Annotated in this window: 22 protein-coding genes; 13 read left to right on the forward strand and 9 right to left on the reverse strand. The window is 65.9% G+C overall.

Going from position 1 to position 26,480, the window contains the following annotated elements:
- Window positions 1–51: 51 nt before the first annotated feature.
- A complete protein-coding gene (locus tag KUW62_RS14025; protein ID WP_224816087.1) occupies window positions 52–708 on the forward strand; it encodes a GntR family transcriptional regulator in 657 nt (218 codons plus the stop codon).
- Between the two features lie 62 nt (window positions 709–770).
- Here KUW62_RS14025 and KUW62_RS14030 read toward each other — a convergent pair whose 3' ends face one another.
- Window positions 771–2,225, reverse strand: coding sequence for an AMP-binding protein (locus tag KUW62_RS14030; RefSeq protein ID WP_224816088.1), 1,455 nt, complete (start codon window positions 2,223–2,225; stop codon window positions 771–773).
- Window positions 2,226–2,462: 237 nt separating this feature from the next.
- Here KUW62_RS14030 and KUW62_RS14035 point away from each other — a divergent pair, with 237 nt between their 5' ends.
- Both KUW62_RS14035 and KUW62_RS14040 read left to right on the forward strand, forming a co-directional pair.
- Window positions 2,463–2,906, forward strand: a complete 444-nt coding sequence (locus KUW62_RS14035; RefSeq protein WP_224816089.1) for a (2Fe-2S)-binding protein — start codon at window positions 2,463–2,465, stop codon at window positions 2,904–2,906.
- The gene (locus KUW62_RS14040) at window positions 2,899–4,869 is read left to right on the forward strand and encodes a molybdopterin cofactor-binding domain-containing protein (protein ID WP_224816090.1); all 1,971 of its coding nucleotides are present in this window, start codon (window positions 2,899–2,901) and stop codon (window positions 4,867–4,869) included. Before KUW62_RS14035 ends, KUW62_RS14040 begins: the two co-directional genes overlap by 8 nt.
- 50 nt (window positions 4,870–4,919) lie before the next feature.
- Here KUW62_RS14040 and KUW62_RS14045 read toward each other — a convergent pair whose 3' ends face one another.
- A complete protein-coding gene (locus KUW62_RS14045; protein WP_224816091.1) occupies window positions 4,920–5,636 on the reverse strand; it encodes a GntR family transcriptional regulator in 717 nt (238 codons plus the stop codon).
- 247 nt (window positions 5,637–5,883) lie between these two features.
- Between KUW62_RS14045 and KUW62_RS14050 the strand changes: the two genes are divergently transcribed.
- The 4 genes from KUW62_RS14050 to KUW62_RS14065 are packed head-to-tail and all read left to right on the forward strand — an operon-like array spanning window position 5,884 to window position 9,927.
- The gene (locus KUW62_RS14050; RefSeq protein WP_224816092.1) at window positions 5,884–6,864 is read left to right on the forward strand and encodes a TRAP transporter substrate-binding protein; all 981 of its coding nucleotides are present in this window, start codon (window positions 5,884–5,886) and stop codon (window positions 6,862–6,864) included.
- Window positions 6,861–7,403: a TRAP transporter small permease gene (locus KUW62_RS14055; RefSeq protein ID WP_224816093.1), complete on the forward strand. Its 543-nt coding sequence runs from the start codon at window positions 6,861–6,863 to the stop codon at window positions 7,401–7,403. The genes KUW62_RS14050 and KUW62_RS14055 overlap by 4 nt, the downstream gene beginning before the upstream one ends.
- On the forward strand, window positions 7,403–8,707 hold the full coding sequence (locus tag KUW62_RS14060) for a TRAP transporter large permease (protein WP_224816094.1): 1,305 nt from the start codon (window positions 7,403–7,405) through the stop codon (window positions 8,705–8,707). The genes KUW62_RS14055 and KUW62_RS14060 overlap by 1 nt, the downstream gene beginning before the upstream one ends.
- A 29-nt stretch (window positions 8,708–8,736) precedes the next feature.
- Window positions 8,737–9,927: an OsmC family protein gene (locus KUW62_RS14065; protein WP_224816095.1), complete on the forward strand. Its 1,191-nt coding sequence runs from the start codon at window positions 8,737–8,739 to the stop codon at window positions 9,925–9,927.
- Between the two features lie 113 nt (window positions 9,928–10,040).
- Here the strand turns inward: KUW62_RS14065 and KUW62_RS14070 are convergent, their stop codons facing one another.
- The 3 genes from KUW62_RS14070 to KUW62_RS14080 all read right to left on the reverse strand — a co-directional run bounded on the left by KUW62_RS14070 (window position 10,041) and on the right by KUW62_RS14080 (window position 13,668).
- Complete coding sequence (locus KUW62_RS14070; RefSeq protein WP_224816096.1) at window positions 10,041–11,600, reverse strand: FAD-dependent oxidoreductase; 1,560 nt, start codon at window positions 11,598–11,600, stop codon at window positions 10,041–10,043.
- Between the two features lie 94 nt (window positions 11,601–11,694).
- Complete coding sequence (locus KUW62_RS14075) at window positions 11,695–12,906, reverse strand: hydantoinase/carbamoylase family amidase (RefSeq protein WP_224816097.1); 1,212 nt, start codon at window positions 12,904–12,906, stop codon at window positions 11,695–11,697.
- Window positions 12,907–12,987: 81 nt separating this feature from the next.
- A complete protein-coding gene (locus tag KUW62_RS14080; RefSeq protein WP_224816098.1) occupies window positions 12,988–13,668 on the reverse strand; it encodes a DUF1045 domain-containing protein in 681 nt (226 codons plus the stop codon).
- Between the two features lie 285 nt (window positions 13,669–13,953).
- On the opposite strand from KUW62_RS14080, the gene KUW62_RS14085 reads away from it, so the two are divergent.
- Window positions 13,954–15,243, forward strand: a complete 1,290-nt coding sequence (locus KUW62_RS14085) for an MFS transporter (protein WP_224816099.1) — start codon at window positions 13,954–13,956, stop codon at window positions 15,241–15,243.
- A gap of 35 nt (window positions 15,244–15,278) precedes the next feature.
- Here the strand turns inward: KUW62_RS14085 and KUW62_RS14090 are convergent, their stop codons facing one another.
- Window positions 15,279–15,677 (reverse strand): DUF2147 domain-containing protein, encoded by a 399-nt coding sequence (locus tag KUW62_RS14090; protein WP_224816100.1) that lies wholly within the window; start codon window positions 15,675–15,677, stop codon window positions 15,279–15,281.
- On the reverse strand, window positions 15,674–17,206 hold the full coding sequence (locus tag KUW62_RS14095) for a HAMP domain-containing sensor histidine kinase (RefSeq protein WP_224816101.1): 1,533 nt from the start codon (window positions 17,204–17,206) through the stop codon (window positions 15,674–15,676). The genes KUW62_RS14090 and KUW62_RS14095 overlap by 4 nt, the downstream gene beginning before the upstream one ends.
- Before the next feature lie 62 nt (window positions 17,207–17,268).
- Here KUW62_RS14095 and KUW62_RS14100 point away from each other — a divergent pair, with 62 nt between their 5' ends.
- Together KUW62_RS14100 and KUW62_RS14105 are read left to right on the forward strand one after the other, a co-directional pair.
- Window positions 17,269–17,919 (forward strand): response regulator transcription factor, encoded by a 651-nt coding sequence (locus KUW62_RS14100; protein ID WP_224816102.1) that lies wholly within the window; start codon window positions 17,269–17,271, stop codon window positions 17,917–17,919.
- Between the two features lie 172 nt (window positions 17,920–18,091).
- Window positions 18,092–18,523, forward strand: a complete 432-nt coding sequence (locus KUW62_RS14105; RefSeq protein WP_224816103.1) for a hypothetical protein — start codon at window positions 18,092–18,094, stop codon at window positions 18,521–18,523.
- Between the two features lie 138 nt (window positions 18,524–18,661).
- Here KUW62_RS14105 and KUW62_RS14110 read toward each other — a convergent pair whose 3' ends face one another.
- Window positions 18,662–21,874, reverse strand: coding sequence for a 2Fe-2S iron-sulfur cluster-binding protein (locus KUW62_RS14110; protein ID WP_224816104.1), 3,213 nt, complete (start codon window positions 21,872–21,874; stop codon window positions 18,662–18,664).
- A gap of 271 nt (window positions 21,875–22,145) precedes the next feature.
- Here KUW62_RS14110 and KUW62_RS14115 point away from each other — a divergent pair, with 271 nt between their 5' ends.
- Window positions 22,146–23,342, forward strand: coding sequence for an amino acid aminotransferase (locus tag KUW62_RS14115; RefSeq protein ID WP_224816105.1), 1,197 nt, complete (start codon window positions 22,146–22,148; stop codon window positions 23,340–23,342).
- A gap of 36 nt (window positions 23,343–23,378) precedes the next feature.
- Here KUW62_RS14115 and acdA read toward each other — a convergent pair whose 3' ends face one another.
- On the reverse strand, window positions 23,379–24,581 hold the full coding sequence (gene acdA / locus KUW62_RS14120; RefSeq protein ID WP_224816106.1) for a 3-sulfinopropanoyl-CoA desulfinase: 1,203 nt from the start codon (window positions 24,579–24,581) through the stop codon (window positions 23,379–23,381).
- A gap of 116 nt (window positions 24,582–24,697) precedes the next feature.
- On the opposite strand from acdA, the gene KUW62_RS14125 reads away from it, so the two are divergent.
- Window positions 24,698–25,558, forward strand: coding sequence for a LysR family transcriptional regulator (locus KUW62_RS14125; protein WP_224816107.1), 861 nt, complete (start codon window positions 24,698–24,700; stop codon window positions 25,556–25,558).
- Window positions 25,559–25,634: 76 nt separating this feature from the next.
- Window positions 25,635–26,444 (forward strand): citryl-CoA lyase, encoded by an 810-nt coding sequence (locus KUW62_RS14130; RefSeq protein WP_224816108.1) that lies wholly within the window; start codon window positions 25,635–25,637, stop codon window positions 26,442–26,444.
- Window positions 26,445–26,480 lie beyond the last annotated feature (36 nt).

A 26,480-nucleotide genomic window follows, 5' to 3' on the forward strand; every position in this document is an offset into this window, starting at 1 on the left:
ATCACCGGGTTGGTATATGACTGACCAAACGGAAAATATCGGGCTTTCGTGATGGCGCATTCCACATCCACCGTCGGCAGCAGCACCTACCACCGGATCAAACGCGACATCTTGGTGGGGCAGCTTGAACCGGGATCGAAGCTCAAACTCGACGCCTTGAAACAACGCTACGCCGCCAGCCTGTCGACGCTGCGGGAAACCCTGAACCGGCTGGCCAGCGAGGGATTCGTGGACGCGCCCGAACAGCGGGGGTTCTTCGTCAAACCCGTCTCCACCGAGGATCTTCACGAGATCGCGCAATTGCGCATCCTTCTGGAATGCCACGCCCTGCGCCTGTCCATCGCAAATGGCGACACGGAGTGGGAAGGCAGGCTGGTGGCCGCGCACCACAAGCTGCACGTCATGGAGCTACGGCTGCTAGACGGCGACGAGTCCCAGAAGGAGAAGTGGAAAAGGTACGATTGGGAGTTCCACCAAGCCCTGATCTCCGCATGCAACTCCGCGAACCTTCTGGCGTTGCATGTGACGCTGTTCGACAAGTACCTGCGCTACCAGATGTTGGTCCTGACCCATCGCGGGCAGGAAGCCGCGCAGGAGCATCGCACGATGTTCGAAGCCGCACTCGCGCGGGATGCGGACCGCGCCGTGGCCGCGTTGGAGACCCATGTCACCAAGGGGCTGGAACATACGGTCGACGCAATGACCTGACGCGGATGCGGGGTTGGGCGGTGGTCTCAGATGACGCGCGGTCCGCCACCCCCGTCCAAATCTCAGGCACCGTACCCGTCGCGCAGGACGTTCTTTTGCACCTTGCCCATCGTGTTGCGCGGCAATCCGGTCAGGAACCGGATCGTGCGCGGGATCTTGTAGCGGGCAAGGTGGTCGTCCAGCGCCGCAACGATCGTGGCCTCGTCCGTCGCGCCGGGCTCCGTCAGGACCACGGCGGCGGCGACAGCCTCCCCCAGATCGGGATGCGCAACGCCGTAGACCGCGCTTTCCTGGACGCCCGGCAAGGCGTCGATCTGCACCTCCACCTCCTTGGGGTAGATGTTGAACCCGCCGGAGATCACCAGATCCTTCTGCCGCCCCACGATCGACAGGTATCCGCGCGCGTCGATCTCGCCCAGATCGCCGGTGATGAACCATCCATCCTCGGTGAAACTCTCGTCCGTCTTCTCGGGATTGCGCCAGTAGCCCGGTGTCACGTTTGGCCCCTTCACCTCGATCCCGCCGATGCCGTGTTCGTCGGGCGACGCGATCCGCAGCGACACGTCCGGCAACGGCAGCCCCACTGTCCCGGCGATGCGCGGACCATCATAGGGGTTGGAGGTGATCATGTTGGTCTCCGTCATGCCGTAGCGTTCCAGGATCGCGTGGCCGGTCTGGCGCTCGAACGCGGCATGGCTTTCGGACAGGAGCGGGGCAGAGCCGGAGATGAAAAGCCGCATATGGGCAAGGGCGGCACGGGTGAAGCGCGGGTCGGACAGCATGCGGGTGTAGAAGGTCGGCACACCCATCATCGCAGTGCAGCGCGGCATGTGTTCGGCCAATGCGTCAAGGCCGAAGGCGGGCAGGAACAGCATCCTTGCGCCCGCGCCCAACACAACGTTGGTGGCCACAAACAGGCCGTGGGTATGGAAGATCGGCAGCGCATGCAGCAGCGTGTCGTCCGTCGTGAACCGCCAAAGCCCGGTCAAGGCATGGGCGTTGGAGATCAAGTTGCCATGGGTCAGCATCGCCCCTTTCGACCGCCCGGTCGTCCCCGACGTGTAAAGAATCGCGGCCAGATCATCGGAGGCGCGGGGCACCGGCGCGGCTTCAGGGCCCTCGGCAGTCAAAGTAGCCGGGCTGACCACGGCAACGCCGCGCACGGTGGCCGCGTCCCGCGCGTGTTGGGTCGATGCATCAAGGATCAGGAGCGACGGGTCCGCGTCTTGCAGGAAATAGTCGATTTCCGCACCGGTGTAGCCTGTGTTGAGCGGCACGAAAATCGCGCCCGCCCCCACGGTGGCCAGATAGAGGATCAGGCCCTCGGGCGATTTTTCGATTTGGCATAGCACGCGGTCCCCGGGGGCGACGCCCGCGTTCTGAAGATGCGCGATGGCCTGCAGTACCTTGCACCGCAGATCGCCGTAGCTCAGCGGCGACGTGCCGGGTGCCTCAAGGAAGGGGTCCGCGTCGGCCTGCGATTGCAGGAGCGCGTCGAACAGGGCGTTTTCTGTCATTTCCAAGTCCTTGGATTGCGGGATTCGGTCGCGTCGGGATCGTAGTGAATTTGCAGCGCGTTACCATCTCTGTGCCGGTCCGATCACCGGTGAAACCTGAGGGGCGCGTTGCCGGCACTCCCGCCTTACGGCCGCGCGCGCTGCGCGGTCTAGTCCTGCGACCGGCTTGCGGGAAAGTGGTTCCGCGACGACACTGGGGTCGCAGCGGATCGGCAACCTGTCCGCATGGGGGACGGCATGAAGGACAAGACGATCCGGCTAAACGTGAATGGCGCGACGAGGGAGGCCACGCCGCGCGACGGCCTGAGCCTGCTGCTTTACCTGCGGGGGGAGCTTGGCCTGACCGGCGCCAAGCAGGGATGCGGTAGCGGCGATTGCGGCGCCTGCACCGTGCTGGTCGACGGCACCGCCACCAAATCCTGCATCACGACGCTGGCTGCGGTCGAGGGGGCCGATATCCAGACGATCGAAGCACTATCCGCCACACCGCGCGGTGCGGTGCTCACGCGCGCGCTGATCGCGGAAGGGGCGGCGCAATGCGGCTATTGCCTGCCCGGGATCGTTGCGGCCGCCCTTGGCAGCGATGCGCCGGACGCGACGACCCTTGATCGGAATATCTGCCGGTGCGGCACCCATCACCGTATCCTCGCCGCGTTGCGCCACGGAGCCTCCGATGACTGAGCCGACGTCCCCGCACCGACTTTGTTTTGACCGCGACACGCGGCTCATCGGGCTCAGGGTCGGCAAGGTCGAACTGGGGCAGCATATCCACGACGCCTTCCGCCTCCTCGTGTCGGGCGTCTTCGGCGTTGGCGTGGACCGGGTGGTTGTCATGGACATCTCCACCGCGACCTGCCCCGATGACGGGATGACCGTCGGCAGCCAATCGGTGCAAGTGACCGGCGCGGAGGTTGAAGCCGCCGCCCACACCGCGTGGGACGCCTTGCGCAATACCGCCGGCCGCCGGTTGAATGTCGACACCGCCTCTCTCCACTTCGACCCGGATGACATGATGTTCCGCTCCGGCGCGGCCGAGTGCGATCTCTTTGCGTTGGTGGAGCCTGCCGACCTTGCCGACATCCGGCCCGCGCCGCCCGCCGATCCGATCCTCGGCCAACGGATGTTTATTCAGGACATGACCCTGCCCGACCTGCTGCACGGGCGCGCCTTGCGCGGGCGGGAGGCAGCGGCAGCCAAGGCGTTGCTGGCGGAAGGGGAGCATCTGATCGAGGACGGCGGCTTCGCGGCCATCGTGGCGGCAGACGAGGCCCGCCTTGCCGCACTCTGGGCCAAATTGCCCGAGCCGCCCGTGCCGGGCCCGTCCCGGTTTGACGGTCCCGTGCGCGACTGGATCGGCGACGCCCGGACGCTCGACGATGGTGCGCCACGCGACACAGGCGAATTCGCCCATTCACTGTCCGCGTCCCGACCGTTCATCCTGCACGGCTCCATCGCGCCGTCCTGCGCGCTTGCGCAATGGTCGGAGAACACGCTGACGGTCTGGACCCATTCCCAAGGCATCTTTCCGCTGCGGGTCCAGATCGCACGCGGCCTCGGCCTCGATCCTGCGCAGGTGGAGCTTCGCCATGTCCCGTCCGCGGGAAGCTACGGTCATAACGGCGCGGACGATGCGGCGATGGACGCGGCAATGATCGCGATGCAGGTGGGCGGGCGACCGGTGCGTGTCGCCTGGCCGCGGGCGGATGATATGCGGGCCGCGCCGGTGGGCGCACCGATGCTCATCCGGGCCGCGGCCGATCTCGATGAGTCGGGCCGCATCACCCGGTGGCACCAGCATGTGCAAAGCGGACCCCATGGCCAGCGGCCCGGCAGCGGCGGGCACGTGAACCTTCTGGCTGTGCTGGAGCGGGAGCCTGACGTGCGCCCCGGCGATATTCCGGAACTGCCCGTTTCCTTGGGCGGCGGGGCCGCGCGCAACGCCATTCCGCTCTATTCGATACCGGACATCACAACCCATACCCAGATCGTTCAGGACCTGCCGGTGCGCACGTCCTCTCTCCGGGGTCTGGGGGCGCAGATCAACACGATCGCGATCGAGGCGCTGATGGATCAGATCGCCGCCGCGCGTGGGGAGAGCCCCTTCGCCATCCGCAGGCGCCACCTGGACGATCCCCGTGCGATCGCGGTGCTTGAAGCGTTGGAGGCCCGCTGCCCCCGCTCCGCCACCGCCGAGGAAGGGATCGGGATTGCCATTGGCCGGTACAAGAACAAGGCCGCCTATGCGGGCGTCGCGATGCGGATCGCGCTCTTGGATGTCCCGCATCCGCTTGAGGTCATTGCCGTCGTCGATGCGGGGCGGATCGTCAGCCCAGATGGCACGCGCAATCAGGTCGAGGGCGGGATCATGCAAGCACTCAGCTGGACCTTGTGCGAAGCGGCCTACCTGCGCGACGGGCGGATCGACGCGCAGTCGTGGTCGGACTATCCCGTGCTTGACTGGGGCTGGGTCCCCTCCCTCGACATCCACCTGATGGAGCATCCGGACGCGCCGCCCCTTGGCGTCGGTGAATGCATGGTCGGCCCCGCCTCCGCCGCTGCGGTGAACGCGGTGACGGCCTGCGTGGGGCAGCCGATCACCGACCTTCCGTTGACCCGGGAGGCGCTGATTGCCGCGCTGGCCTGAACGCGGATGCGCCTATGCCGGGGCGGTCGCAGGCCCACCCAATGGATCGCTCACGCCCCACCCGGCGCGGCGCGGATGGCGGCGCTGCCATAGGTTTTGCGCAAGAACAGATCGGCATAATTCAGGGTGGCAAAGCTGTGTTCGCGCATCATCGCCTCGGCCCGTGGACCGTCGCCTTGCTTGATCGCATCGAACAGGATGACGTGCTGGGAATGCCCGACCGTCAGGCGCATCCGTTCGCGGCGCGAATTTCCGCGGTCGAACACAAGCGATCCCAGCTTGGCCAGCGGCAGCATCGCGATCCGCTCGAACGTGTGGGCGATCAGGTCGTTGCCGCACTTTTGCATGATCGTCTCGTGGAAAACGACATTGGCGGCGTGGTAGCCGTCCAGCAATTCCTTCACCGGCGTCTCGGATTCCAGAATCGCCTCCGTCGTTGCGATGGATGAAAGCAGCGTCGCCTCCACCTCTTCATCCATGCCGGTCTCTGCCATGGTCTTGGCCGCCAGCGCCTCCAGCGTTGCCCGCACGGCGATGGCGTTGGAGACATCGGCCTTGGAAATCGAGCGCACGGTATAGCCCCGTCCCTCGCGCTTTTCGATCAATCCCTCCGCCTCCAACCCGGCCAGCGCTGTGCGCGCGGGCGTGCGGGAGACGTCGAATTCGGCGGCAAGCGCCACCTCGTTGATCCGCGAGCCGGGCTCTCGTCCGCCCGAAACGATCTGACGGCGTACGACGGATTGAACATGCTGAGCGTTGGAATGCATGTCCCGAAAATGGATACAAAATCTGGGCCTGTCGAGCGATTTGCGCGCGCCAATGAAGAAAATTGTTCACTTTGGATACATAAAATGCATGCTGACGGGGGAGAGAGCACATGTGGCCACGCCCGCGCGCTTGCATGGTCACGCTATGCGGTGCTGCTGGGGCGGAGGTGGGGACGCATCAACGATAGGCGCCCGTGCCAAGGCCCGTGACGAATTGCTGACGATGAACCTGGGGAGGATATTAACGATGAAATTCAATACGATGATCTTGGGGGCCGCGCTGACACTGAGCCCGGTGGCCAGCCAGGCGGAGGAGTTGAGCCTTGCCTACTGGATGGGTCCCGGCCACCCGATGAATGCCGCCGTCTTCACACCGTTTGCCGAGAATCTGGCCGAGGTTTCGGGCGGGGAAATGACCGTGGAATTGTTCGGCGGCGGCGCCCTGAACGGATCACCGCCCGCGCAATACGGCATCATGCTGGACGGTGTGGCCGACATCGCCTTCGTCATTCCCGGCTATACCGGCGACGTGTTCCCGGTGACCGGCGTCATCACCTATCCCGGCATTTGCGAGAACGCCGCCGAATGCACCACGTCGCTGTGGCGCGCGCGCGATCAGATCGCAGCGGAATACGATGCGGTCCTTCTGGGATTGTGGGGCAACAACCCGCCCATCCTCATCACCCGCGACCGCCCGGTCCGGACGCTTGAGGATCTGGCGGGCATGATCGTACGCGTTACCTCCACGCAAGACGTGGCCTTCGCCGAGGCGCTAGGCGCGTCCGGCGTAACGCAGCCGGTGAACGTCATCAACCAGAACCTGACCAACGGCGTCGTGGATGCCATCGCCATCGGGCCATCGGCCATCGGATCGTTCAACCTGCACGAGCCCGGCAATTACATCACGACCTACTTCCCCGGCTCCGGCTCGGCCTTCGCGCTCCTGATGAACCAGGACGTGTTCGACGACCTGACGGAAGAACAGCAGGGCTGGGTGCTTGAGGCCGCCGACGAAAGCCTGTCCCAGGCCGGTGGCGCCTTCTACGACCGGGCCGCCGCGCGCGGCCTGGAGATCGCGCGGGAGGCGGGGGTGGAGATCATCGACCTCACCCCCGAAGAACGCGCGCGCTGGGACGAGGCCATGGCCCCGCTGATCGAAGAGCTCCGGGCGCAGGAAATGGGCGGCACCACGGCGGGCGCAATCATGGACATCATGATCGGCGAATGACCGTGCCGGATGCGTCGGACCATATTCCCGGCCCGCTGCGTGCGGCGGACCGGGCGCTGCGATGGGTGTCGGGGGGGCTGGCGGCCATCGGCGCGCTCAGCATCGTGGGCCTGATGGGGCTTACCCTCGTCGCGGTGATCTGGCGCTATTGGTTCCGCGCGCCGATCTCCGGAACCGGCGACATCTCCCAGATGACGCTCATCATCGTGGCCGGTGCCGCCGTGGCCTACGGCGCGCGCCATCAGGCCCACGTCAGCGTCGACCTGATCGCCCCCCTTGGGCGGCGGGTGACGCGGATCACCGACATTGTCATGCGCGTCCTGACCCTGTTCATCATCGGGCTGTCGGTCTACGCCCTCATGGACAAGGCCTGCGGGTTGGAACGGGCCTGCATCACCTCGACGCTCTCCATCGAACACCGGCCCTTCTACTGGTACCTCGCCGTTGCCATGGCGATCTACGCGGCCCAGGTCGCCGTACATCTGTTGATCGGGATCGCCACGCTTGGCGGGGATGACCCGAACGAGGTCAGTTCCTGATGGATCCGGCCACCATCGGCTTCATCGGCTTCGGCGTTCTCTTCGTGCTGCTGTTCATCCGGATGCCCGTGGGGGCCGCGATGATGCTGGTGGGCACGGGCGGCATCTGGTTCATCCGTGAACGCGCCGCAATCCCCAAACTCGCCGGTGAGATCTTCAACGAGGCGTCGAATTACCCGCTCACGATCATTCCACTGTTCGTGCTCATGGGCAATCTGGCCGGCGTCTCGGGGATGAGCCGGGACCTCTACACCGCCGCCCATGCATGGCTGGGGCACCTCAAGGGCGGGCTGGCCTCGGCCACGATCGTGGGCTGCGCGGGGTTCTCTGCCCTGTCAGGCTCCTCGCTCGCTGCGGCGCTGACGATGGGCCGCGTGGCCCTGCCGGAGATGCAGCGGTACAAATACGACAACGGACTTGCCACAGGGGCCATCGCCGCGGGCGGCACGCTCGGCATACTCATTCCGCCGTCGGCCGGCTTCGTGGTCTACGCGATCCTGACCGAGGAAAGCATCGGGCGGCTGTTCATGGCGGGCGTCCTTCCGGGCCTGATGCTGACGACGCTCTTCATATTCGCGATCTGGCTGTCGGTCCTGCGCAAGCCCGAACGCGCGCCCGCCGCGGCGGAGCGTATGGCGCTGGGGCAGCGGTTCGCGGCCCTCTTCCGGTCGTTCTGGATCATCGGGATCATCGTGGCGACCATCGGCGGCATCTATACCGGCGTCTTCTCGGCGGTGGAGGCGGCGGGCGTGGGCGCGTTCCTGGCCCTTCTGGTCACGCTGATCCGGGGCGCGATGACCTGGGCCAACATGGTCGACGTCTTCACCAGCACCCTGAAATCCACCGGCACCGTTTTCCTGATCCTGTTCGGGGCCTTCGTGTTCAAATCCTTCGTGGGGTTCACCGGCATCACCATCACCCTGTCGGAATGGGTAGCGTTGCAGGGCTTCACCGGGTTCCAGATCGTCTGCGCCTTCCTAGTCCTCTTCATCATCCTGGGCATGTTCATGGAAGGCTTCGCGATCCTTGTCCTCACCGTGCCGCTGATCCAGCCCATCATCCAGCCGCTGGGGATCGACATGATCTGGTTCGGCGTCTTGATGGTGATCGTTCTGGAGATGGGGCTGATCTCACCGCCCGTCGGTGTGAACGTCTTCGTCGTGAAAGGGATCGCGCGCGACGTGCCGCTCAACACCATTTTCCGGGGCATCTGGCCATTCTGGTTCGCCATGCTGGCCGCCGTCCTGTTGATCCTCGCCTTCCCGCAAATCGCGCTGACCCTGCCGAACACTATGTTCGGCTAGCGGGCCCGCCATTCAAAAGGACCGAACCCATGACACACGCAGAAGACATCATCGGACAAGCGGACACGGCGCCGTTCTTCAAGGTCGCCAACGCGGGTGAGATCGGCCTGGACCTGCCCGCGATCCGCCACGGGGACGCGGTGCGGTGCTGGGTCAACGCACTGGCCGGTTTCCAGAAGGAGGCGCTGGTCGGCTCCACCCGGTCGGGCAATGTGTGGCGCTTGGTCTCGGACGAAGGCGGATATCTCAACGGCCACGATGCCGCGCCTTGCCCGCTGTCATTCCTCAGCACCGGCATGGTGGCGAGTTATATGAACGAGATCCTGGCCCTGGCGGAGCAGCGCGGAGTCACGCTGCGCAAGCTGCGGCTGATCCAGAACAATTACTACACCATGAAAGGCTCCATGCGGAAACGCACGATGACCGGCGGCGCGCTTCCGGTTGAGCTTGAGGTGCAATGCGAAAGCGACCTGGATGACGCGGCCCTGCAGGACCTTGTGGCAGGCGCCGTCCATGCCTCCCCGCTCAACGGGTTGATGCGGGGCAAGCTGCCGTCGCTCTTCACGCTGACCCGGAATGGGGAGCAGATTGAAACGGGGGAGGCCGTGGCGCTGGACGCGCCGGTCGTGGGCGACCCGTCGGGCGATGCGCCGGTGGCGGAGGCGAGTGATCTGACGCTCATCGCGCGCGAAGGGATGTCGCCCAAGAAGGACGTCGCCAAGGGCACGGCAGGCTCCGCCACATCGCTGACGGACGAGCAGGACCGCACGCTGAACCCCGGCGTCATCTGCACCCTGCGCGAGGATGGGATCAAGGAAATCGAGCAGCATCTTTATTCCCCTCACGGCTCCGTCTTCCGGTTCCTGAGCGAGGAGGCGGAGCCTGCGGGCGGACGGGGGCGTGCGCCCGACGCGGTCAGCTATATCTCCGCGGGCATCGCGTTTTGTTTCATGACGCAGTTCGGGCGGATGGCGTCGATGGAGAAGCTGGACCTGTCCCATTACTCCATCGTGCAGGACACCCATTTCTCGCTTGGCGGAGCGTCGGGCGGCACGGGGAAACCGGGCAGCGCGGACCCGGTGGAAACCCACGTTCACCTGCGCACCACTGAGAGCGATGACGTGGCCCGCGACATGCTGGACGTGTCCGAGCGGACCTGCTTCCTGCACGCCTTCTGCCGGACGGACCTGAAGACGAAGCTGAAGATCACCCGGATTTGAGGCGTGATGCTCAAGGTTGAGCAATAGGGTTAAGCCACTGAAAAAATTGGCTTCCCAGATTTTCGTTAACTGAATTTTAGGTATCTCAACGTGGCGGAGAGGTCAATTCCGGCTCAGGTTCCGGTTGCGCGAGACAGGATCGTGCGCGCTTCGCCCGTGTCGCCCGCCCAGGCGACATAGCCGTCAGGGCGGACAAGGATGGCGCGGGCCTCGTAATCGCGCCGTTCGCCGTCGAAGGTGTCCGTGACGACCGCGAGGGGAACTCCCCGCGTTTGGGCGGCGGCGGCAAGATCCTCGGCCAATCCCGCGCCGAAATCGAACAGGGTGAAGCCCGGTCCAAGCGCCTGATACGTCGAGCGCCCGTCCAACAGCGCGCGCGGCGCAAGGTGATGGCCCGCGCGTGCCGCGAACCTGTGATCCCCCTTGGCGCTGGGGCGGCCTTCCCCGCCGATGATGGGCGAGCCTTCGTAATTCGGGGCGAAGGCAAAGACCTCGGACGCGCCTTCGTTCCGGGCGGCCCAGACCTGCGCAAAATCGGGATCGCTTGGCGCGTGACGTGCCAGGAACGCGCGGTCTTCCTCGATGAAGCGGCGGATGAAATCGCGGTCGGTGGAGGCGAAGACGGGACGACGTTCGGCGTCGTAGCTGTCGAGCAGATCCGGCCCCGCCCATCCTTGCACCGTCGCCGCCAGTTTCCAACCGAGGTTTCGCGCATCCTCGAACCCGGTGTTGATCCCGTAGCCGCCATAGGGCGGGTGCGAATGGCAGGCATCCCCGGCGATCAGCACGCGGCCCGCCCGGTAGGTATCGGCCAGTGCAAACCGCAAGTCCCAGAAGCCCACATATGTCACATCCAGATCGAAGGGCCGTCCGACGGCGGCGTGAAGCAGCGCGGCGAAATCGGTGTTTTCGCGCGTCGTGTCGGGGGGCACGGGGGCATGGAAAAACCATTCCGTCCGGCCATCGACGCGACCGAGGAAGCGCCAATACCCGTCCAATTCCGGGGCCATGGCGTTATAGAAGGCGCGCGCCGCGTAATGTTCGCCGAGGATGTCGTGCAAAACGGGGGAGGTGAAGACCAGAAGCACCATCTTTCGGTCGTGATCCGACAGGGTCTGGGTGATTTCCGCCGCCGTCCGGACGCCGGATTTGCTCCCGTCGCACCCGACCACGTAGCGGGCGCGGATCGTGTCCGTTGCGGCCCCTTTGTGGGCCTTGATCCCGACCGTCACGCCATCGGCGTCCTGCGTCAGCCCGTCGAAGGCCCAGCCGTACATCGTGTCGATGCCGTCCAGCTCTGCCGCGCGGGCGCGCAACACCGCCTCCGTCCGGTATTGCGGCATCCGGTCGACCGCCTGGCCGTAGAAGGGCTGAACGCTTTCGCGCGGCATGAAATCATAGGCGTAATCGCTCAGGATCGTGCCGTAGGTCACAAGCCCGCCATTGGCCACGCCCCGGGGCGTCAGGCGGGCGGCGCGCATCTGCGGCTCACACCCCCAGGCGTCGATATGTTCAAGGCTGCGTTGGGTCATGTTCTGACCCTTCGGCACCTTTTGCGGTTCAAGATACCGCTCCACCAGGGCCACGCACATTCCGCGTTGCGCCAGGTCGATGGCGAGCCCCGTGCCGACCGGCCCGCCCCCTATCACGGCGACATCGTGGGTGGGTTTCATCGGGTGCCTCCCCCGGGACCGGGCGGAGTATGGCAACGCGGTTCGGCATGTTTGCGGCGCAAGGGGAGGGAGTGGGGTTGCACGTCGATCCTTCCTAGCGACCTGGGGCAAGATGGGCGGCGGCATCGGCGAGGACTTGAAGGCCGACGACCAGATCATCCTCCGCCGTGTCTTCTTCGAATGCGTGGGATATTCCGTTGATCGAGGGGACGAACAACATCCCGACCGGCATAAGTGCCGCAACGTTGGAGGCATCGTGAAGCGCGCCGGAGGGCATGGAGCGCCATTGATCCGGCGCGACCGCTTCAGCGGCACGGGTCAAGGCCGCCTGCATGGTCTGATCCATCGGCACGGGCTTGAGATCCTGGCGCAGACGCTCCACCGCGATCGTGCAGCCCGTCTCCTCCTGCACCTGCGCGATCACGTCGTGGATCACCTGTTCCATGCGGGCAAGCCGGTCGTCGTCCGCGTCACGCCATTGCAAGGTGAAGGTGGCGCGCCCCGGCACGATGGACGATGCGTTGGGCTCCAGCCGCAGATGTCCGACGGTCCAGACCGAGTTCGGCGTGACGACATTGGCCATCCGGTCCTCCACCCTCGTCGCGATCCGGGTGACGGCGGTGAAGGCATCCCGGCGCAGCGCCATCGGCGTTGTTCCGGCGTGGTTTTGCTGGCCCTGCACGATGATCTGGACCTGCCGCAATCCGACGATCCCGGTCACGACCCCGATCCGGTCCGTCGATGCGTCAAGCGCGGGGCCCTGTTCGATATGCATCTCGAGAAAGCCGTTGAAGCGCGCGGGGTCGACGAAATCGCCCTGGCGCCCGGCAAGGCATTCGCGCGCCTCGGCAAATCCGGTGCCGTCGGTCGCGCGCAAGATGTCGGCCTGGGCCAAGCTCAGCTTGCCGGCCCAAACGGAACTGCCGGTCAGCGCGCCGAAGCGCCCCTCCTCATCCTGGAAACTGACCACCGAGATGGCGTTTCCGCCCGCCTCCCCATGGGCGCGCGCGATTTCGAGTGCCGCGATCACCCCCAGCGCGCCGTCGAGCCATCCCCCCTCGGGCTGCGTGTCGGAATGCGACCCGATCAGGAGAGAGCGGCCCGGCGCCAGACCAAAGAGATTGCCGACCGGATCGAAGCACGGCGTCAGGCCGGCATCGGCGAATTGTCCCGCAAGCCAGTCGCGCGCGGCCATGTCGGCGTCGGTGAAGGCACGGCGACGCACGCCGTTGCCATCCTTGCCGAACCCCCGAAGCGTGTGGAGATCGCGCAGAAACCGGGTCGGGTCGACGGAAAAGGGCGTCATGCGGGCATGGTAGCGATGCGCCGGGGGTAGTCCAGCCTAGCGGGTGAAGGTGGGCTGCCGTGCACGGGATCGAGTGCCCCCCTACCCCGCCAATTCAAACCGGCGGATGAGGTGGAAGGTGCCGTCGGCGCGCTCTCCCATCAGGGCGAGGTGATCGACGGTGAACCGCGCGGGCAGGTCCGGGGCGAAGTGGCGCGCGAGGGCATCGTGGACGTCATCGGCGCGGTCGGTCGGGCCGGTCAGGGTCATGTGGAACCGAAACGCCTCCATCACATGGGGATAGCCCCATTGCTCCAGCATCGCGTCTTGCAACGCGGTCAGGCCCCGCGCGCGGCGGCGGGCAAGCTCCGCCGCGGAGGGGGGCGCGCGGAACCGATCAAACGCGCGCACGGTATCGGCGGCAAGGTCGTGCAGCGCACGGGTCGGCGCGGCGGGGGTAAGCGCCACGAACCGCCCGAGGCGGCGCACCTTGAGACCGGGAAGGACAACCGGCGCACGCCCCGCGCAGAAGGTGGACAACGCCGTCGCAAGCTGCGCCGCATCGGTGCCGGGGGCCAGCGCGAAGGGCGCCTTGATCGTGCCGTGGAAGCCGTAGCGCCGGGGCACCTTGGTCAGACGTTCGGCGGGCACCGGCAGATCCTCCACCACCGGAGGGTCGAGGGCCGTGCCCGCCACGCAATCCCACCCCAGCCAGCGGGAGGCCACGTCGAACAGCGCGCCGTCGGGCACCACGAAGATCGCGTATCGGGTGTAGCTGTCCATCGGAGCGTTCCTTCCCGGCGGGAAACCATGCGGGACTGCCCCGCCCTGATGCAGGAGCGCGGAGGATTTGCCAATGGCCGAACGCATGTGTGGTGCAGGCAATGACAGGGGCGACGCGACGGCGCGGTGCGAAATCGCGGTGACGGTCCCGGGCTTGGCGCTTGACGCCACCATGGCGGACGCCTTGAAGTCTTTGTAATTGTGGCCGCTTTCCCCATAGGATGGCCGAATGAGCGCGACACCTGCCTATTGCTGGACACTTCCATCCCCCAAGGGCCGGTCCCGATGGTAAGAAGCCTTCTGCCCCTGACCGCCCTTCTGATGGGCTCCGCCTTCTTGCTGTTCGCGGGCGGGGTGAATGGCCTGATCCTGCCGATCCGCGGCGAGGCGGAGGGTTTTACCGCCGCATCCCTTGGTCTTTTGGGGACGGGATGGGCCATCGGATACGTGGCGGGTTGCCTGCGGACCCCGGCGCTGGTGGCGCGGGTCGGCCATATCCGGGCGTTCGGCGCGATGTGCGCCATCGCGTCAATCGCGGTGCTTCTGTCGCTTCTGCTCATCACGCCCTGGATCTGGATTCCGGTGCGCGCCCTGTCGGGGTTCTGTTTCGCAGGGGCGGCCATGATCGTGGAAAGCTGGCTGAACGAGCGGGCCGATGCATCGTCGCGCGGGCGGATCTTCGGCATCTACACGATGGTGAACCTTGCGGCGTCCACCGCCGGGCAGATGATTCTGACCATGGGCGACGCGAGCGGCTATTTCTTCTTCGTGCTGGCCGCGATGGTCTATTGCCTCGCCCTTCTGCCCACGGCGGTCAGCGCCACACAGACGCCGCGCCCGCTGACCAAGGTGTCGCTGAACCTGCCCGGGCTCTGGCGCAATTCGCCCATCGCCCTCGTGGCGGTGCTGATGGTGGGTATCTCCAACGCGTCCTTCGGCACGCTGGCCGCCGTCTACGCCGCCCGTATCGGGCTGACCCATGGCAGTATCGCGCTGTTCGCCAGCATCCCGATTCTCGCCGGTGCGCTGTTGCAAATCCCGGTCGGCATGGCGTCGGACCGGTATGACCGCCGGATCGTGCTGGTCTGTATCGGCATCTTCGCCCTGATCGCCGACGCGCTGTTCCTGTTCGCGGGCGCGACCCAGCCAATCATCGTCATGGCGCTTGCGGCGTTGTTCGGGGCCACGGTCTTTTCCATGTACCCGGTGATCGTGGCCCACGCCAACGACCATGCGGAGCCCGGATCGTTCATCCAGGTCAGCGGTGGATTGCTGCTGGTCTATGGCATCGGGTCCATCGCGGGGCCGACCATGGCAGGCTTCGCGATGACGGCCTATGACCCATCGAGCCTCTTTGCCGTCACCGGCGCGGCCCATATCCTTTTGATCGTGTTCGCGCTGGCCCGGATCCGGTTCGCACCAGCCGTGGCGAATGACGACAAGATCGCGTTCCAGGCCGCGCCGCTTGCGCGCGCCAGCACGCCCGAAACCGCGGCGCTTGCCGCCGATCAGGCGGAGCTTGACGCCGATCAGCCACGGCGCGACGACGCGGTGCAGGGCTCGGACAAGACCTGAGGATCAGCAAAGCCCGTCGCGGTCGGCCAGTCGCCCTATTCCACGCGCCGCCAGGTCTGCCCCCCGCAGACGAGGCCCCCCAGAACGCAGCCGGAAACGCGCAATTCGTCGGGTCCACGAAACCGCATCCGGGACAGGTAGACGCGGCCGTTTTCCACGTCCAGCAGCTCACCTCCCGCGAATTCCCCGCCGGTCCATTGCATCCCGGTGACAAGAACGGTGCCGAAATACTGCGATTGCACATTCGCACCGCCGCCACCGATCAAGGTGCCGCAAAAGGCCGGGCCGCACGGGGCGAAGCGGACATAGCCCCACGATCCCCCGCGCGCGCCCGTTTGCCAGACCCCGTTCAGGTCATGGGGCGGTGCCTGCGACTGGCCAAGGGCGGCGGCTGGCGCAAAAAGAAGCGACAGGAAGATCGCAAGGCATCTCATGGCGCGTCTCCGGCCTTTGCGGTGGGCACGCGGATCACGACGCAGGTTTCATCGTCCGCGCAATCCGGCGCCGAAACCTCCACGCCCGCGCGGGCGGCCTGTTCCCGGACGATGGCTAGGCCAAGGCCGGTGCCGTCCGACCCGTCGCCCTTGGACCACGGATCGAAATCCAGAACGCCCGCGCCGGGATTGCGGATGCGGAAGGTGTAGCCATCCGCCGCCGCCGCCCCGCTGACGGAAAGCGTTCCGGGCGCGCCATGGGCGATGGCGTTGGAGACGACGTTGCACAGCACCCGCATCAGGGCCAGCGGTTGCGTGTGCAGGCCCGCCGGGGCCACGTCGAGGTCGAGCACGAGGTTCCGCTTCGCGGCGTCGTCTTCGAACATGCGCTGCAAGGTCTGCCCGATCTGTTCGGCCCGCACGTTGTGGTCGGCCTCGGTATCCAGCCGCTCCCGCTCGGCCAGGGCTATGGGATCGGCGGCCTCGTCCGTGGCCTCGCTCATGTAGCTGGAGGCCAGTTCATCGAGGTAATCGAGCGAATCCCGCAGATGATCGCGGGTGTCGGCGGGCATGTCGCGGGCGAGCACCGAAAAGGACGTGCGCAGGGAGGATAGCGGTTGCCGGATGTCGTGGGAGGCGGTTGCAAGGCGCAAGGTGCGCGCGCGGGCCAGGTCGACGGCGGCCTTGTGGTTGTCTTGCGCTTCCAGAAGCTCCTGACTGATGCGGGCCTGTTCGATGGCGCGGTCCAGCGCCTCCTGCACCGCGATTTCCCGGTCCGATTGCAGCACGAAGATGTTACGGATGAACAGCGCGCCGAAGCCGATGGTGATGGCCGCGATCAGGAACCGGTTGATTGCAACCGTCAGATCCTGGCCGTCGAACGCGCCGGCCACCACGACGGTGCCACCGATCAGAACCCCGGTCAGGAGCACCCAGATCAGGTTGCGGATGATACGGTCATATCCGCCACGCAGCTTTGTGAAGGTCGATACCGGGAAGAAATGCGCAATTGCCACGGTGCAGCCGGTGACGCTGAACAACAGGTGGGCGAATTCGAGCGATCCCGTCCGCCCGATGGCCCAGATGCCCCAGATCCCGATGGCGGCGACGGCGAATGGCCGTTTCAGCCAGCCCCAGCGGTGGTCGGCGGGAAGGGTGTTGGACGCCACGAGGTAATTGATCGACAGCATCGCGTAGCCACAGGCGATCAGGCTGTGGGGCCCGATGTCGATCCCGGACCAGACGATCCCGGTGATGTTCTGCTCGAACAGGCCGACATAGATCAGCCCCAGAAGCACCAGAAGCGTGTAGAGCGCCCAGGTCCCATGCCGCAGCGACAGGGCGATCGCCATGAGGACCGCGAGGACCGAAAAGGTGCACAGGTAGAACGCCGCCGCCGCCACCGCGCCCGCCGCCACGTCCCCCAGCGGTTGGGCGGGCACATCGAACGTCACCGCCCCGCTGAAGGAGGCCGATAGCCCAAGGGCCAAGCCCGCCCGGGTCACGATGGGGATTAACGGCTTTGTCATGGGCGGTGCATCGGATAGGTTTTCCCGAAAGCTTGGTCGATGTCAGGCCGTCGGAGCTGAGGATGACAAGACGCTACACCGGAATGCTTGCCGACGATCACAAGATTGTCCGGATGGGCCTGAGAACGGCGCTGACCCATGACGACGCGATGCATGACACGCCGGTCGATATCGTGGCGGAGGCCGAAGACGGGTTGCAGACCATCCAGGCGGTCAAGACCCATCGCCCCGATCTGCTGATCCTCGACGTGTCGATGCCCATCGCCTCGGGCGCGGAGATCGTGGCGGATGTCCAGCGTTGGAGCCCGGACACGAAGGTCGTCGTCTACAGCGCCGTCACCTCCCCCGGTCTTCTGGCGCATCTGATCGAGGCGGGGGTGCATGGGCTTTTCGCGAAAGGGTCGGATGCGGGCGGAATGCTGGCCGCCTTGCCGCTGATCCTGCGCGGCGGGCGACAGGTGGAGCCCGCGATCCTCGACCTGGTGCGCGGCGCGCCGGAACCGGCCAGCCTGACGGCGCGGGAGCGGCAGACGCTCAACATGGTTCTGGCGGGCAAGACCAATGCGGAGGTCGCGCGCCTGATGGGGATCAGCCCCAAGACCGCGGAAAAGCACCGCGCCAGCATGATGGCCAAGCTGGAAGTCCGCACCCTGGCGGAGTTGATGGCCAAGGCGCTGCAGGATGGCCTGATCGAGCAGCATGGTCTGATGTAGCGGCATCGCGCATCTCCGGGATTTGATGCATGGAAGCTAGGATAGCCGGGGGCAGCCCCATATGGGGAGTCCCCCCCATATTTCCGACGGGCGGCGACGGGTAGGTCTGGCTCAGCGGTCGCACGATGTGGCCCCGACCGAACCCGACGCTTTAACCCAAAGGAATACTTCAATGACCCCTTCCCTGACCAAGACAATTCGCCTTGCCACCGCGGCCGCCATCGTTGCCGCTTCCGGCCTTGCCGCCACCGTAGCCACGGCGCAGACCTTCGAGCCCGGCTTCATCCAGTCCCTGAGCGTGACCTCCACCCGTGGCGAAAGCCAGATGGACCAGTTTTTCAATGACGCCACCAGCGGGAACCCGGCGATCACGCGGGTCTGCGTGGTGAACTTCGGCTCCGTCCAGCGCGCCTTCACCCACACGGTTGCGGGCATAAACCCGCTGATCGCGCAACCCGGCAGCCAGAGCTGCGCCAACTTCGATTCCAGTAGCCGCGTGGCCTTCGGGATGGTCGACGGGTTGGAGCCGGCACAGGCCAACCGCGCGATGGTCATGAACCTTGACGCATTCGCGGGCGGTACGGTCAGCTTCGTCTGGCAGTGATCCCGCCACGCGCCCGCCCTTCGGCTTTGGCCGTGCGGGCCAACAATTCACGCAAGGTTTCGCCCGGCCAAGTGCCGGGCGTTCCCGTTTGAAACCGCCCCATGCCCGTCACTGGTCGCCAGGCACAGGCGAGCCCGATCAGAGGTCCAGCTCGATCACGCCCCCGGCTTCCGCCGCGCGGGACTGGCACAGGATGATCGCATCTTCCCGCTGCGCCTTCGACAGGACGAAATCGCGGTGCTCCACGTCGCCGGATACGATCCCGCATTTGCACACGCCGCAAATCCCGTCGGAACATTTCAGGTCGATCGGGAAACCATTCTCGATCAGCACGTCCGCCGCCGTCTTGTCGGCGGGGACCGCGAATTCGACCCCGGATTTCGCAAGCCGGATGGTAAACTCGAAATTCTCGTAATCCGGCTGCTCGGGGACAGAGAAATACTCCAGGTGCCGGGCTTGTTCGGGAAAGCCGCTGGCCTCCGCCTGCTCCATCACCGCGCCCATGTACCGGTCCGCACCGCAGGTATAGACGTGCCAGCCCGGCTGATACCGCGACAGGACGGCGCCGAGGTCGACGCGCGTATCCTCATCGGTGACATGCAGCTGCACCCTGTCGGCCCAGGGAAACGTCGCGATGTCGTCCAGAAACCCCATCGCGGCGCGTGTCCGTCCGGAATAATGCAGATCGAAGCTGCGCCCTTGGGCGTGCAATTCATGGGCCATCGCCAGCATCGGGGTCACGCCGATACCGCCGCCCATCAGCAGCGAATGCGTCGCACCGGGGTCGAGGGGGAAGTGATTGATGGGTTTGGAGACGAAGATCCGCCGCCCCTCGCTGAAGATCCGATGCAGCAGCTTGGACCCGCCGCGCCCCGCATCCTCCCGCAGGACGGCGATCTGGTAGGTGTGGCGGTCGGCCGGATTGCCGGACATCGAGTATTGCCGCAGGAATTCCGGGGCCACGACAATGTCGAGATGTGCGCCCGCGTTCCATTCCGGCAAGGCGCTGCCATCGGGGGCCTGGAATTCGTATTTCACCACGCCGTCCGCCATCTCCTCCACCTTGGAGATGACCATTTGCAGGACCGGGCTGTCGCCGTCATTGGTGTAACGGTGCAAATACGGCTCCAGCGTCCCATCCTCGGCGCGGCGCTGGTATTCCTCGGCGGTTATCATCGCCTGGTAGGCCTCGATCCCCGCTTCCCGGTCCATGGGGAACGGATAGGGATAGGGGTGCGGCGCAAGGTTGGCGGGATAGACGGCGAGCGTCTGATCCTCGTATTTCAGAACCAGATCGGTCTGGAGCGAGCGGGTGTTGACCGGCTTGTCCGTCGGGCGATACGCGCCGTCCTCCTCAAGCTCCAGATCCCACCACCACTTCTTCACCGGGTTCAGGGCGCCGTTTTCCACGTAATCATCCAGCTTGGCGAGGATCGGAGCGGCACCAGGCATGTTCATCGCCGCCCATCGGAACGGCTTTTCCTTGAACAGCCCCTCAAGGTTCCAGGGGCAGGTTTTCATGCAGCGCCCACACATCGCACCGCCCGGCGTGGTGACGCGATACGTGGTGCATTTCTGGCTGTCGCTTTTCCAGATCTCGTAGCCGTTGAACATCAGCTTCGGTCCGGCGGTGATCGCGCCCGACGGGCATTCGCGCGCGCATTTGTTGCAGCTTTCGCAAAAGGTCTGGAGACCGAAATCAATCGGCTTGTCGTGTTCCATCGGCAGATCGGTCGTGACGACGCCGGATTTCAGGCGCGGGCCAAGGAACGGGTTGAGGATGACCTCGCCGATCCTGCTGACCTCGCCCAGGCCCGACAGCAGCAGGAGCGGAGGTTGCAGAACCTCCCCATCCATCACGGAATGCGCCTTGGCCTTGTAGCCGAGGTTGCGGATCTGCCGGGCGATGACACCGCCCAGCAGCGAGAAACGCAGATAGGCGCGCATGGATTGGGCGACCGCGATCCAGTCATCGCCCGATGACCCCTCCATCGTCTCGTAGCCCTGGTCGATGATCATGCTGATGGCCTGGTCGTGGGGCGGCTCCAACACCTCGCCCCGCGCGTCGTGGCTGTACCACGCCCAATCCGGGCAGCGCGAAATGCCCACGGCATCCACCCCGATGAAATAGCTCGTCGCCTTGATGAGCGCCGCCGCCTCTGCCGGGTCGAGCCGCACCTTGTCGGGGGCCGAAGCGCCGTCTTGCAACAGCACGAACGCCCCCAGCGCGCGGCGTTGCGCGGCGGACGGGGCGGCCTTGCGCACGTAAAGGCCACCCTTGGCCCCGTCTTGCAGGTTCTTGCCCAGGTCGCCGAAGGTGGATCGCGCGAACATGTCGGTGCGCTTGGGCACCCGGGCGACATTCGGCTCGTCGATATAGGTGGTGGGCGTGTCTACGCGGGTCAGCGTCTCGAACGGATGCGCGCCGTCGACGAAGCGACGGTCGCGGTAGGGCACGGCATTGGTGGCATTCTTGGCGAACCCGCGCCCCATTTTCCACGCCAGCCCGAAGGCGGATTTCGGTTGCTGGTCCAGCGGCACAAGGGGCAGGTCGACGGCAATCTCGAACGTGGTCGTCACCGCCGACAGGCCGAACCGCGTGCCGATATAGGGATGGGTCAGCACCCCGTCCTCCACCGTGGCAAGGCCCGCGGCCACCGCCAGCTTGTTGAGGTCCACGTCCGAGCTGGAGACAGTATGCCCGCGCGCGTCGAAGCCGAGGATGCGCAGGTAGTTCGACAAGACCGCCGCCGTTTCCGCCGCAAGCAGTCCGGCGCGGTGGGCCTGCGCGTCCTGGATCCAGTCGGCCCCGACCTCCCCCGGTTCGGGATCGCGGGGGTTCTCATACAAGAAGACCATCGCGTGGGTGTGGCCGTCGATCCCCGAGGGCGGGGCCATCATCGATTCCCGCAAATCGGCCATCACCATGTCGATACCGGCGGCGAGCGTCTTGGTCTGGCGGGTCTTCAGATCCTCCGCCAGTCGATCCACGTCAGGGTTCTTGAACGGCGTCTCCAGCATCGCCTCATCCGGCAGGCGGCAGGCCCCCGCCAGCGCGGCATCCGCGAAATAGGCAAACGCCTTGAGGTGGTTGGCCCGTTCTACGGGGTCTGGTGGGCATTCAGCCACGGATCCGTTGATCAGCCCGTCCCGGATCGCGTCGAGCATCGCCTGGTGTTCGCGCATCGCGTTGACGATGGAATGCGGAGCGTCTGGCCGGTCGAACGACACCTGGCCATGGGCGGGCACCTTCGACAGGTCCGACAAGTCCGCCCGGCGCGCCAGCAATTCCGATGGATATCGGCCCATATGGACGGGGCGATCCTTGTCGGAGAAAAAGCGTAGTGTCATCCGGGCCGCTCCCCATGGGCTGTGGCGTCGATGTCGGGTGCGGACCGGCCCGGTTCCCGCACCGAGTCCGCCCCTGCCCGCGTCGGCGCGCTTGTGAAATGGTTACTCAATGCAACTACCTTTCACAACCTTCGGCCCCGTGCCCGCCCCAGGCCGCGCCGCTGTCGCATCACGGGCGTTGTAGTTTTCGGCCCGGTGGGTGTAATGGCCCGCAGCCGCATAATTCACCGCCGCGTTGCGCGCAGGTCCGATGAGAAGGGGAGATCGAGACATGTTTGAATCCGTCGAAAGCCGAGGCGTCGATCAGATCCTCGCCCTGATGCAGGCCTTCCGGGCCGATCCGCGCCCCGGGAAGGTCGACCTTGTGGTCGGTGTCTACAAGGATGCGCAGGGCCGCGTGCCGGTGATGCGCGCCGTCAAGGCGGCGGAGCGTCTGTTGATCGAAGCCGAAGACACCAAGACCTATGTCGGGATGGCGGGGGATGCGGATTACCGCGCCCATGCCGCGCGCCTGCTGCTGGGGAACGATGCCCCGCAGATCGCGGAGGGTCGCGTGACCAGCCTTCAGACCGTCGGCGGATCGGGCGCGTTGCGCGTCGGCTGCGACCTTCTGAAATCGCTGAACGCGGACATGAAGCTCTGGGTCAGCACGCCGACCTGGGCCAACCATGTGCCGGTTGCAACCGATGCGGGCCTGCGCACGGATGCCTACCCCTATTTCCGCCCCTCCGACCGGGGTCTCGATTTCGACGGCATGATGGCGCATCTGGACGCGCAATCCGCGGAAGGTGACGCGATCTTGCTGCACGCCTGCTGCCACAACCCTACCGGCGTCGACCTGTCGTTCGACCAATGGAAGACGGTCACGGATTTCTTGGTCGCGCGCGGCCTGCTTCCCTTTGTGGACTGCGCTTATCAGGGGCTTGGCAAGGGGATGGAGGAAGATGTGGCGGGCCTGCGCCACATGGCGGCCCACGTGCCGGAGATGCTGATCGCCAGCTCTTTTTCCAAGAACTTCGCCGTCTACCGCGAACGCACCGGGGCGCTGACCATCATGGCCCGCGCGGCGGAGGATATCGGCGCGATCCAGGGCGCGGCGGAAACGGTGATCCGCTCCAACTATTCCATGCCGCCCAGCCACGGCGCGCGGATTGTGGCCGCCGTCCTGGACGATCCGGCCCTGACCGCCGATTGGTCGGAGGAACTGGACGAGATGCGCAAGCGCATCGCTTCGGTTCGCCAGACCCTGCGGACGATGTTGGAGGAGCGTCAGGTCACGAAAGACCTGTCCTTCGTGACGGATCAGACCGGCATGTTCTCCTATACCGGGTTCGGGCCGGAGGCCGTCGCGACCCTGCGCGACGATCACGGCATCTACATCGCCGGGGACGGGCGGATCAACGTGGCCGGCCTGTCCGAGGACAACCTCGACGCGGTCGCCGACGGGTTCGCGGCCGTGATGCGCTAGGCGGCGGCACGGCCCGAGGCACGGCGCGGGCGCGGCCTATTCCGCCGCGATCCGAAGCTCTTCCGGGTGCTTGGGCGCATAGCCATCCCGCGTCTGCGGCGTCTTGATGCCGAGCACCGATCCGGCAACCTGGGTGCGCAGGATCTGAGCGGTGCCGCCGCCGATCGTGAACATCCGCACATCGCGGTACATCCGCTCCAATGGTTCCCGGTCGCCGTACCCCCGCGCGCCGAACATCTGCAGCGCATCATTGACGACCTTGATCCCCATCTCCGACGCGAACAGCTTGGCGCGCGCCGCCATGGTCATGTCGGGGAACCGCCCGCCGGACCGCGCCGCATCGTGCAGCAACAGACGGGCGGCGTGGATCTGCACATCCATATCGGCCAGCATCCATTGCAGGCCCTGGAATTCTGCAAGCGGGCGACCGAATTGCTCCCGTTCCAGCAGGTAGCGTCTGGCATGGTCGAAAGCCCCGGCGGCAACGCCCAGGGCAATGGTGCCTGCGCCCACGCGCTGCGAGTTGTAGGCGTTCATCAGGTCCGCGAAGCCGCGTTTCAGCCCGGAAGGCGGGGTCAGCAACCACCGCTCGTGGACTTCCAGATCGTCGAAGCGCAACTCCGCCTCGGGCATACCGCACAGGCCCATCGTGTGTTCGCGCCCGTCGATGTGGAATCCGTCGGGCAGGTTCTCGGGATCGGCATGGACGATGAAGCCGCCGATGCCTTCTTCGTGCCCCGCCTCATCCAGGACCCGCGCGAAGATGAGGTGAAGTTTGGAAACCCCGCCGCCCGTGATCCAGTGCTTGCGTCCGTTCAGGATATAGGTGTCGCCGTGCTTGCGCGCGGTCGTGCGCATATCCGTCGCGGCACTTCCGGCGTCGGGTTCGGTGATGCAGATCGCGGGCTTGTCCCCGGCCAGAACGATGGGTGCGCAATAGGCTTTCTGGGCGTCGGTGCCATAGGCCATCACCGCGCTGATGCCGCCCATATTCGCCTCCACCACCACGCGCGCGGTCAGGGTGCACGCCTTCGCGATCTCCTCCACCACCATGGCGACGTCGAGGAAGCTGGCCCCCTGCCCGCCCAGCGCCTTGGGGATGGACATGCCCATGATGCCCGCCTCGCTCAGCTCCTTCACGTTGGCCCAGCAATAGCTGCGCGTGCGATCCCAGTGTGCTGCACGCTCGGCAAAACCGGGGGCAAGATCGCGGGCGGTGGAGACAAGGGGGTGGGACATGGGGCGGATCCTTCTTGGCAGGGACGCTCACAGACGTGTGATGACAAGACATTACGCATCCTGTAATTCATTTCCATCGAATAAGATTTGATCTTAAGTTCAGGAATACAGGATTTATGCAAACCCGCGCCCTCAGGACACTGGTGAAACTCTCGCGCGTTCCGTCCTTCGTGCAGGCGGCCGATCAGCTTGGCATGACCCTTTCGGCCCTTTCGATGCAGATGAAGGCGCTGGAGGCCGAGCTTGGCGTTGCCCTGTTCGACCGCACGACGCGCCCGCCCAGGATGACTCCCGTGGCCCACGCCATCGTGGAGGAGGCGATCCCCCTCCTCCGGCGGGAGGATCGGCTGGTGGAGATGTGCCGCCCGACCGATGATCTCGTGGGGCGCTTCAAACTTGGCTTCATCACCACCGCGGCGGTCCGCCTGCTGCCGGGGTTCTTGCAACAAGCGCAGGCCCAGGCCCCGCTTGCGCGGTTCGAGGTTGAAACCGGCCTTTCCGCGACCCTGCAAAGCAAGGTCCTCAACGGACAGATCGACGGGGCAGTCGTCACTGATGCAGACGGCCTTCCGGCGCAATTGTCCGCCCGTCTGCTGCGCGAGGAGCCGTTCGTCTTCGCCGCCCACAGGGCATTGATGGAGGGCGGGTTGGACGGCCTTCTGTCCCGTCAGACTTTCTTTCACTTCATGCCGGAGACGGGGATCGGCAAACTGATCGCCCGGGCCATGTCCGACTACGCCCGCCCGGCAGAGGCACGCACGATCGTCCTCGACAATCTGGAGGCGATCATGGAATGCGTGGCGGCGGGGCTTGGTTTCACCCTCATGCCCGTACCCGACGTGACGCGCTATCTGACCGACGACATCCAGACATTGCCGGCCCCGGACATGCTGCAACGCCGCCTGATCCTTGCCGTGCTGAAGGACAGCCCGCTGGCCCGGCGCGAGGCGGCGCTGGCCGCGCTCTTCGCGGAATAGGCTGCGGGCGGCCCTCGACAATTCCACCCGACGCGGCAAATGTGGGGCCGCTTGGACAGGCGGGTGGGCGTATGTGATGACGAAAACGGATGATCTCGGCGCGTGGTGGCGCACGTCCATCATCGACATGGAGCCCGGGCGCATCGCGATCCGCGGCACCCCGATCGAGGAGCTGATCGGGACCGTCAGTTTTCCGCAGATGATCTGGCTGATGACCCGCGGCGACCTGCCCGAATCCGCGCAGGCGCAGCTTCTGGAGGCCGCGCTGGTCGCCGGTGTGGACCATGGCCCGCAAGCCCCGTCCATCGCCGCGGCACGGATGGCGGCGACCTGCGGGCTCGGCCTCAACAACGTTATGGCGACCGGCGTGAACATGTTGGGCGATGTCCACGGCGGCGCGGGAGAGCAATGTGCGGAGCTGCTGTTCGACATCTCCGCGCGCGTGGACTGCGGGGCCGATCCGGAAAAGGCGGTCGCGGACGTCCTGTCCGCGTGGCGGGACACGCATGGCAAGATCATTCCCGGCTTCGGCCACCGTTTCCACAAACCCGTCGATCCGCGCGCCCCGCGCCTGATGGCCCTTGTGCGGGACGCGGCGCAGGCGGGAACCGTCAGCGGGCGCTTCGCCGAGATCGGGGAGGCCGTGCAGACCCGCATCGGCGCGGATCGCGGGGCGCCCATTGCGATGAATATCGACGGGGCCACGGCGGTCATCTTCTGCGAATTGGGCTTCCCGCCGCCGCTGGCGCGCGGGCTGTTTTGCCTGTCGCGGTCGGTCGGCATCCTTTCCCATGGCTGGGAACAGATGCAGCAGGGCGGGCGCAACAAGGGGCCGATGCCACCCGGCTATCTTCCACACTACGACGCGCCGGACGAAGATGCGTGACGGACGGCCTTGACCTTCCCGTGACTGGAAGGTTTA

This window comes from Hasllibacter sp. MH4015, assembly GCF_020177575.1.
In the GTDB taxonomy this organism is placed as follows: domain Bacteria; phylum Pseudomonadota; class Alphaproteobacteria; order Rhodobacterales; family Rhodobacteraceae; genus Gymnodinialimonas.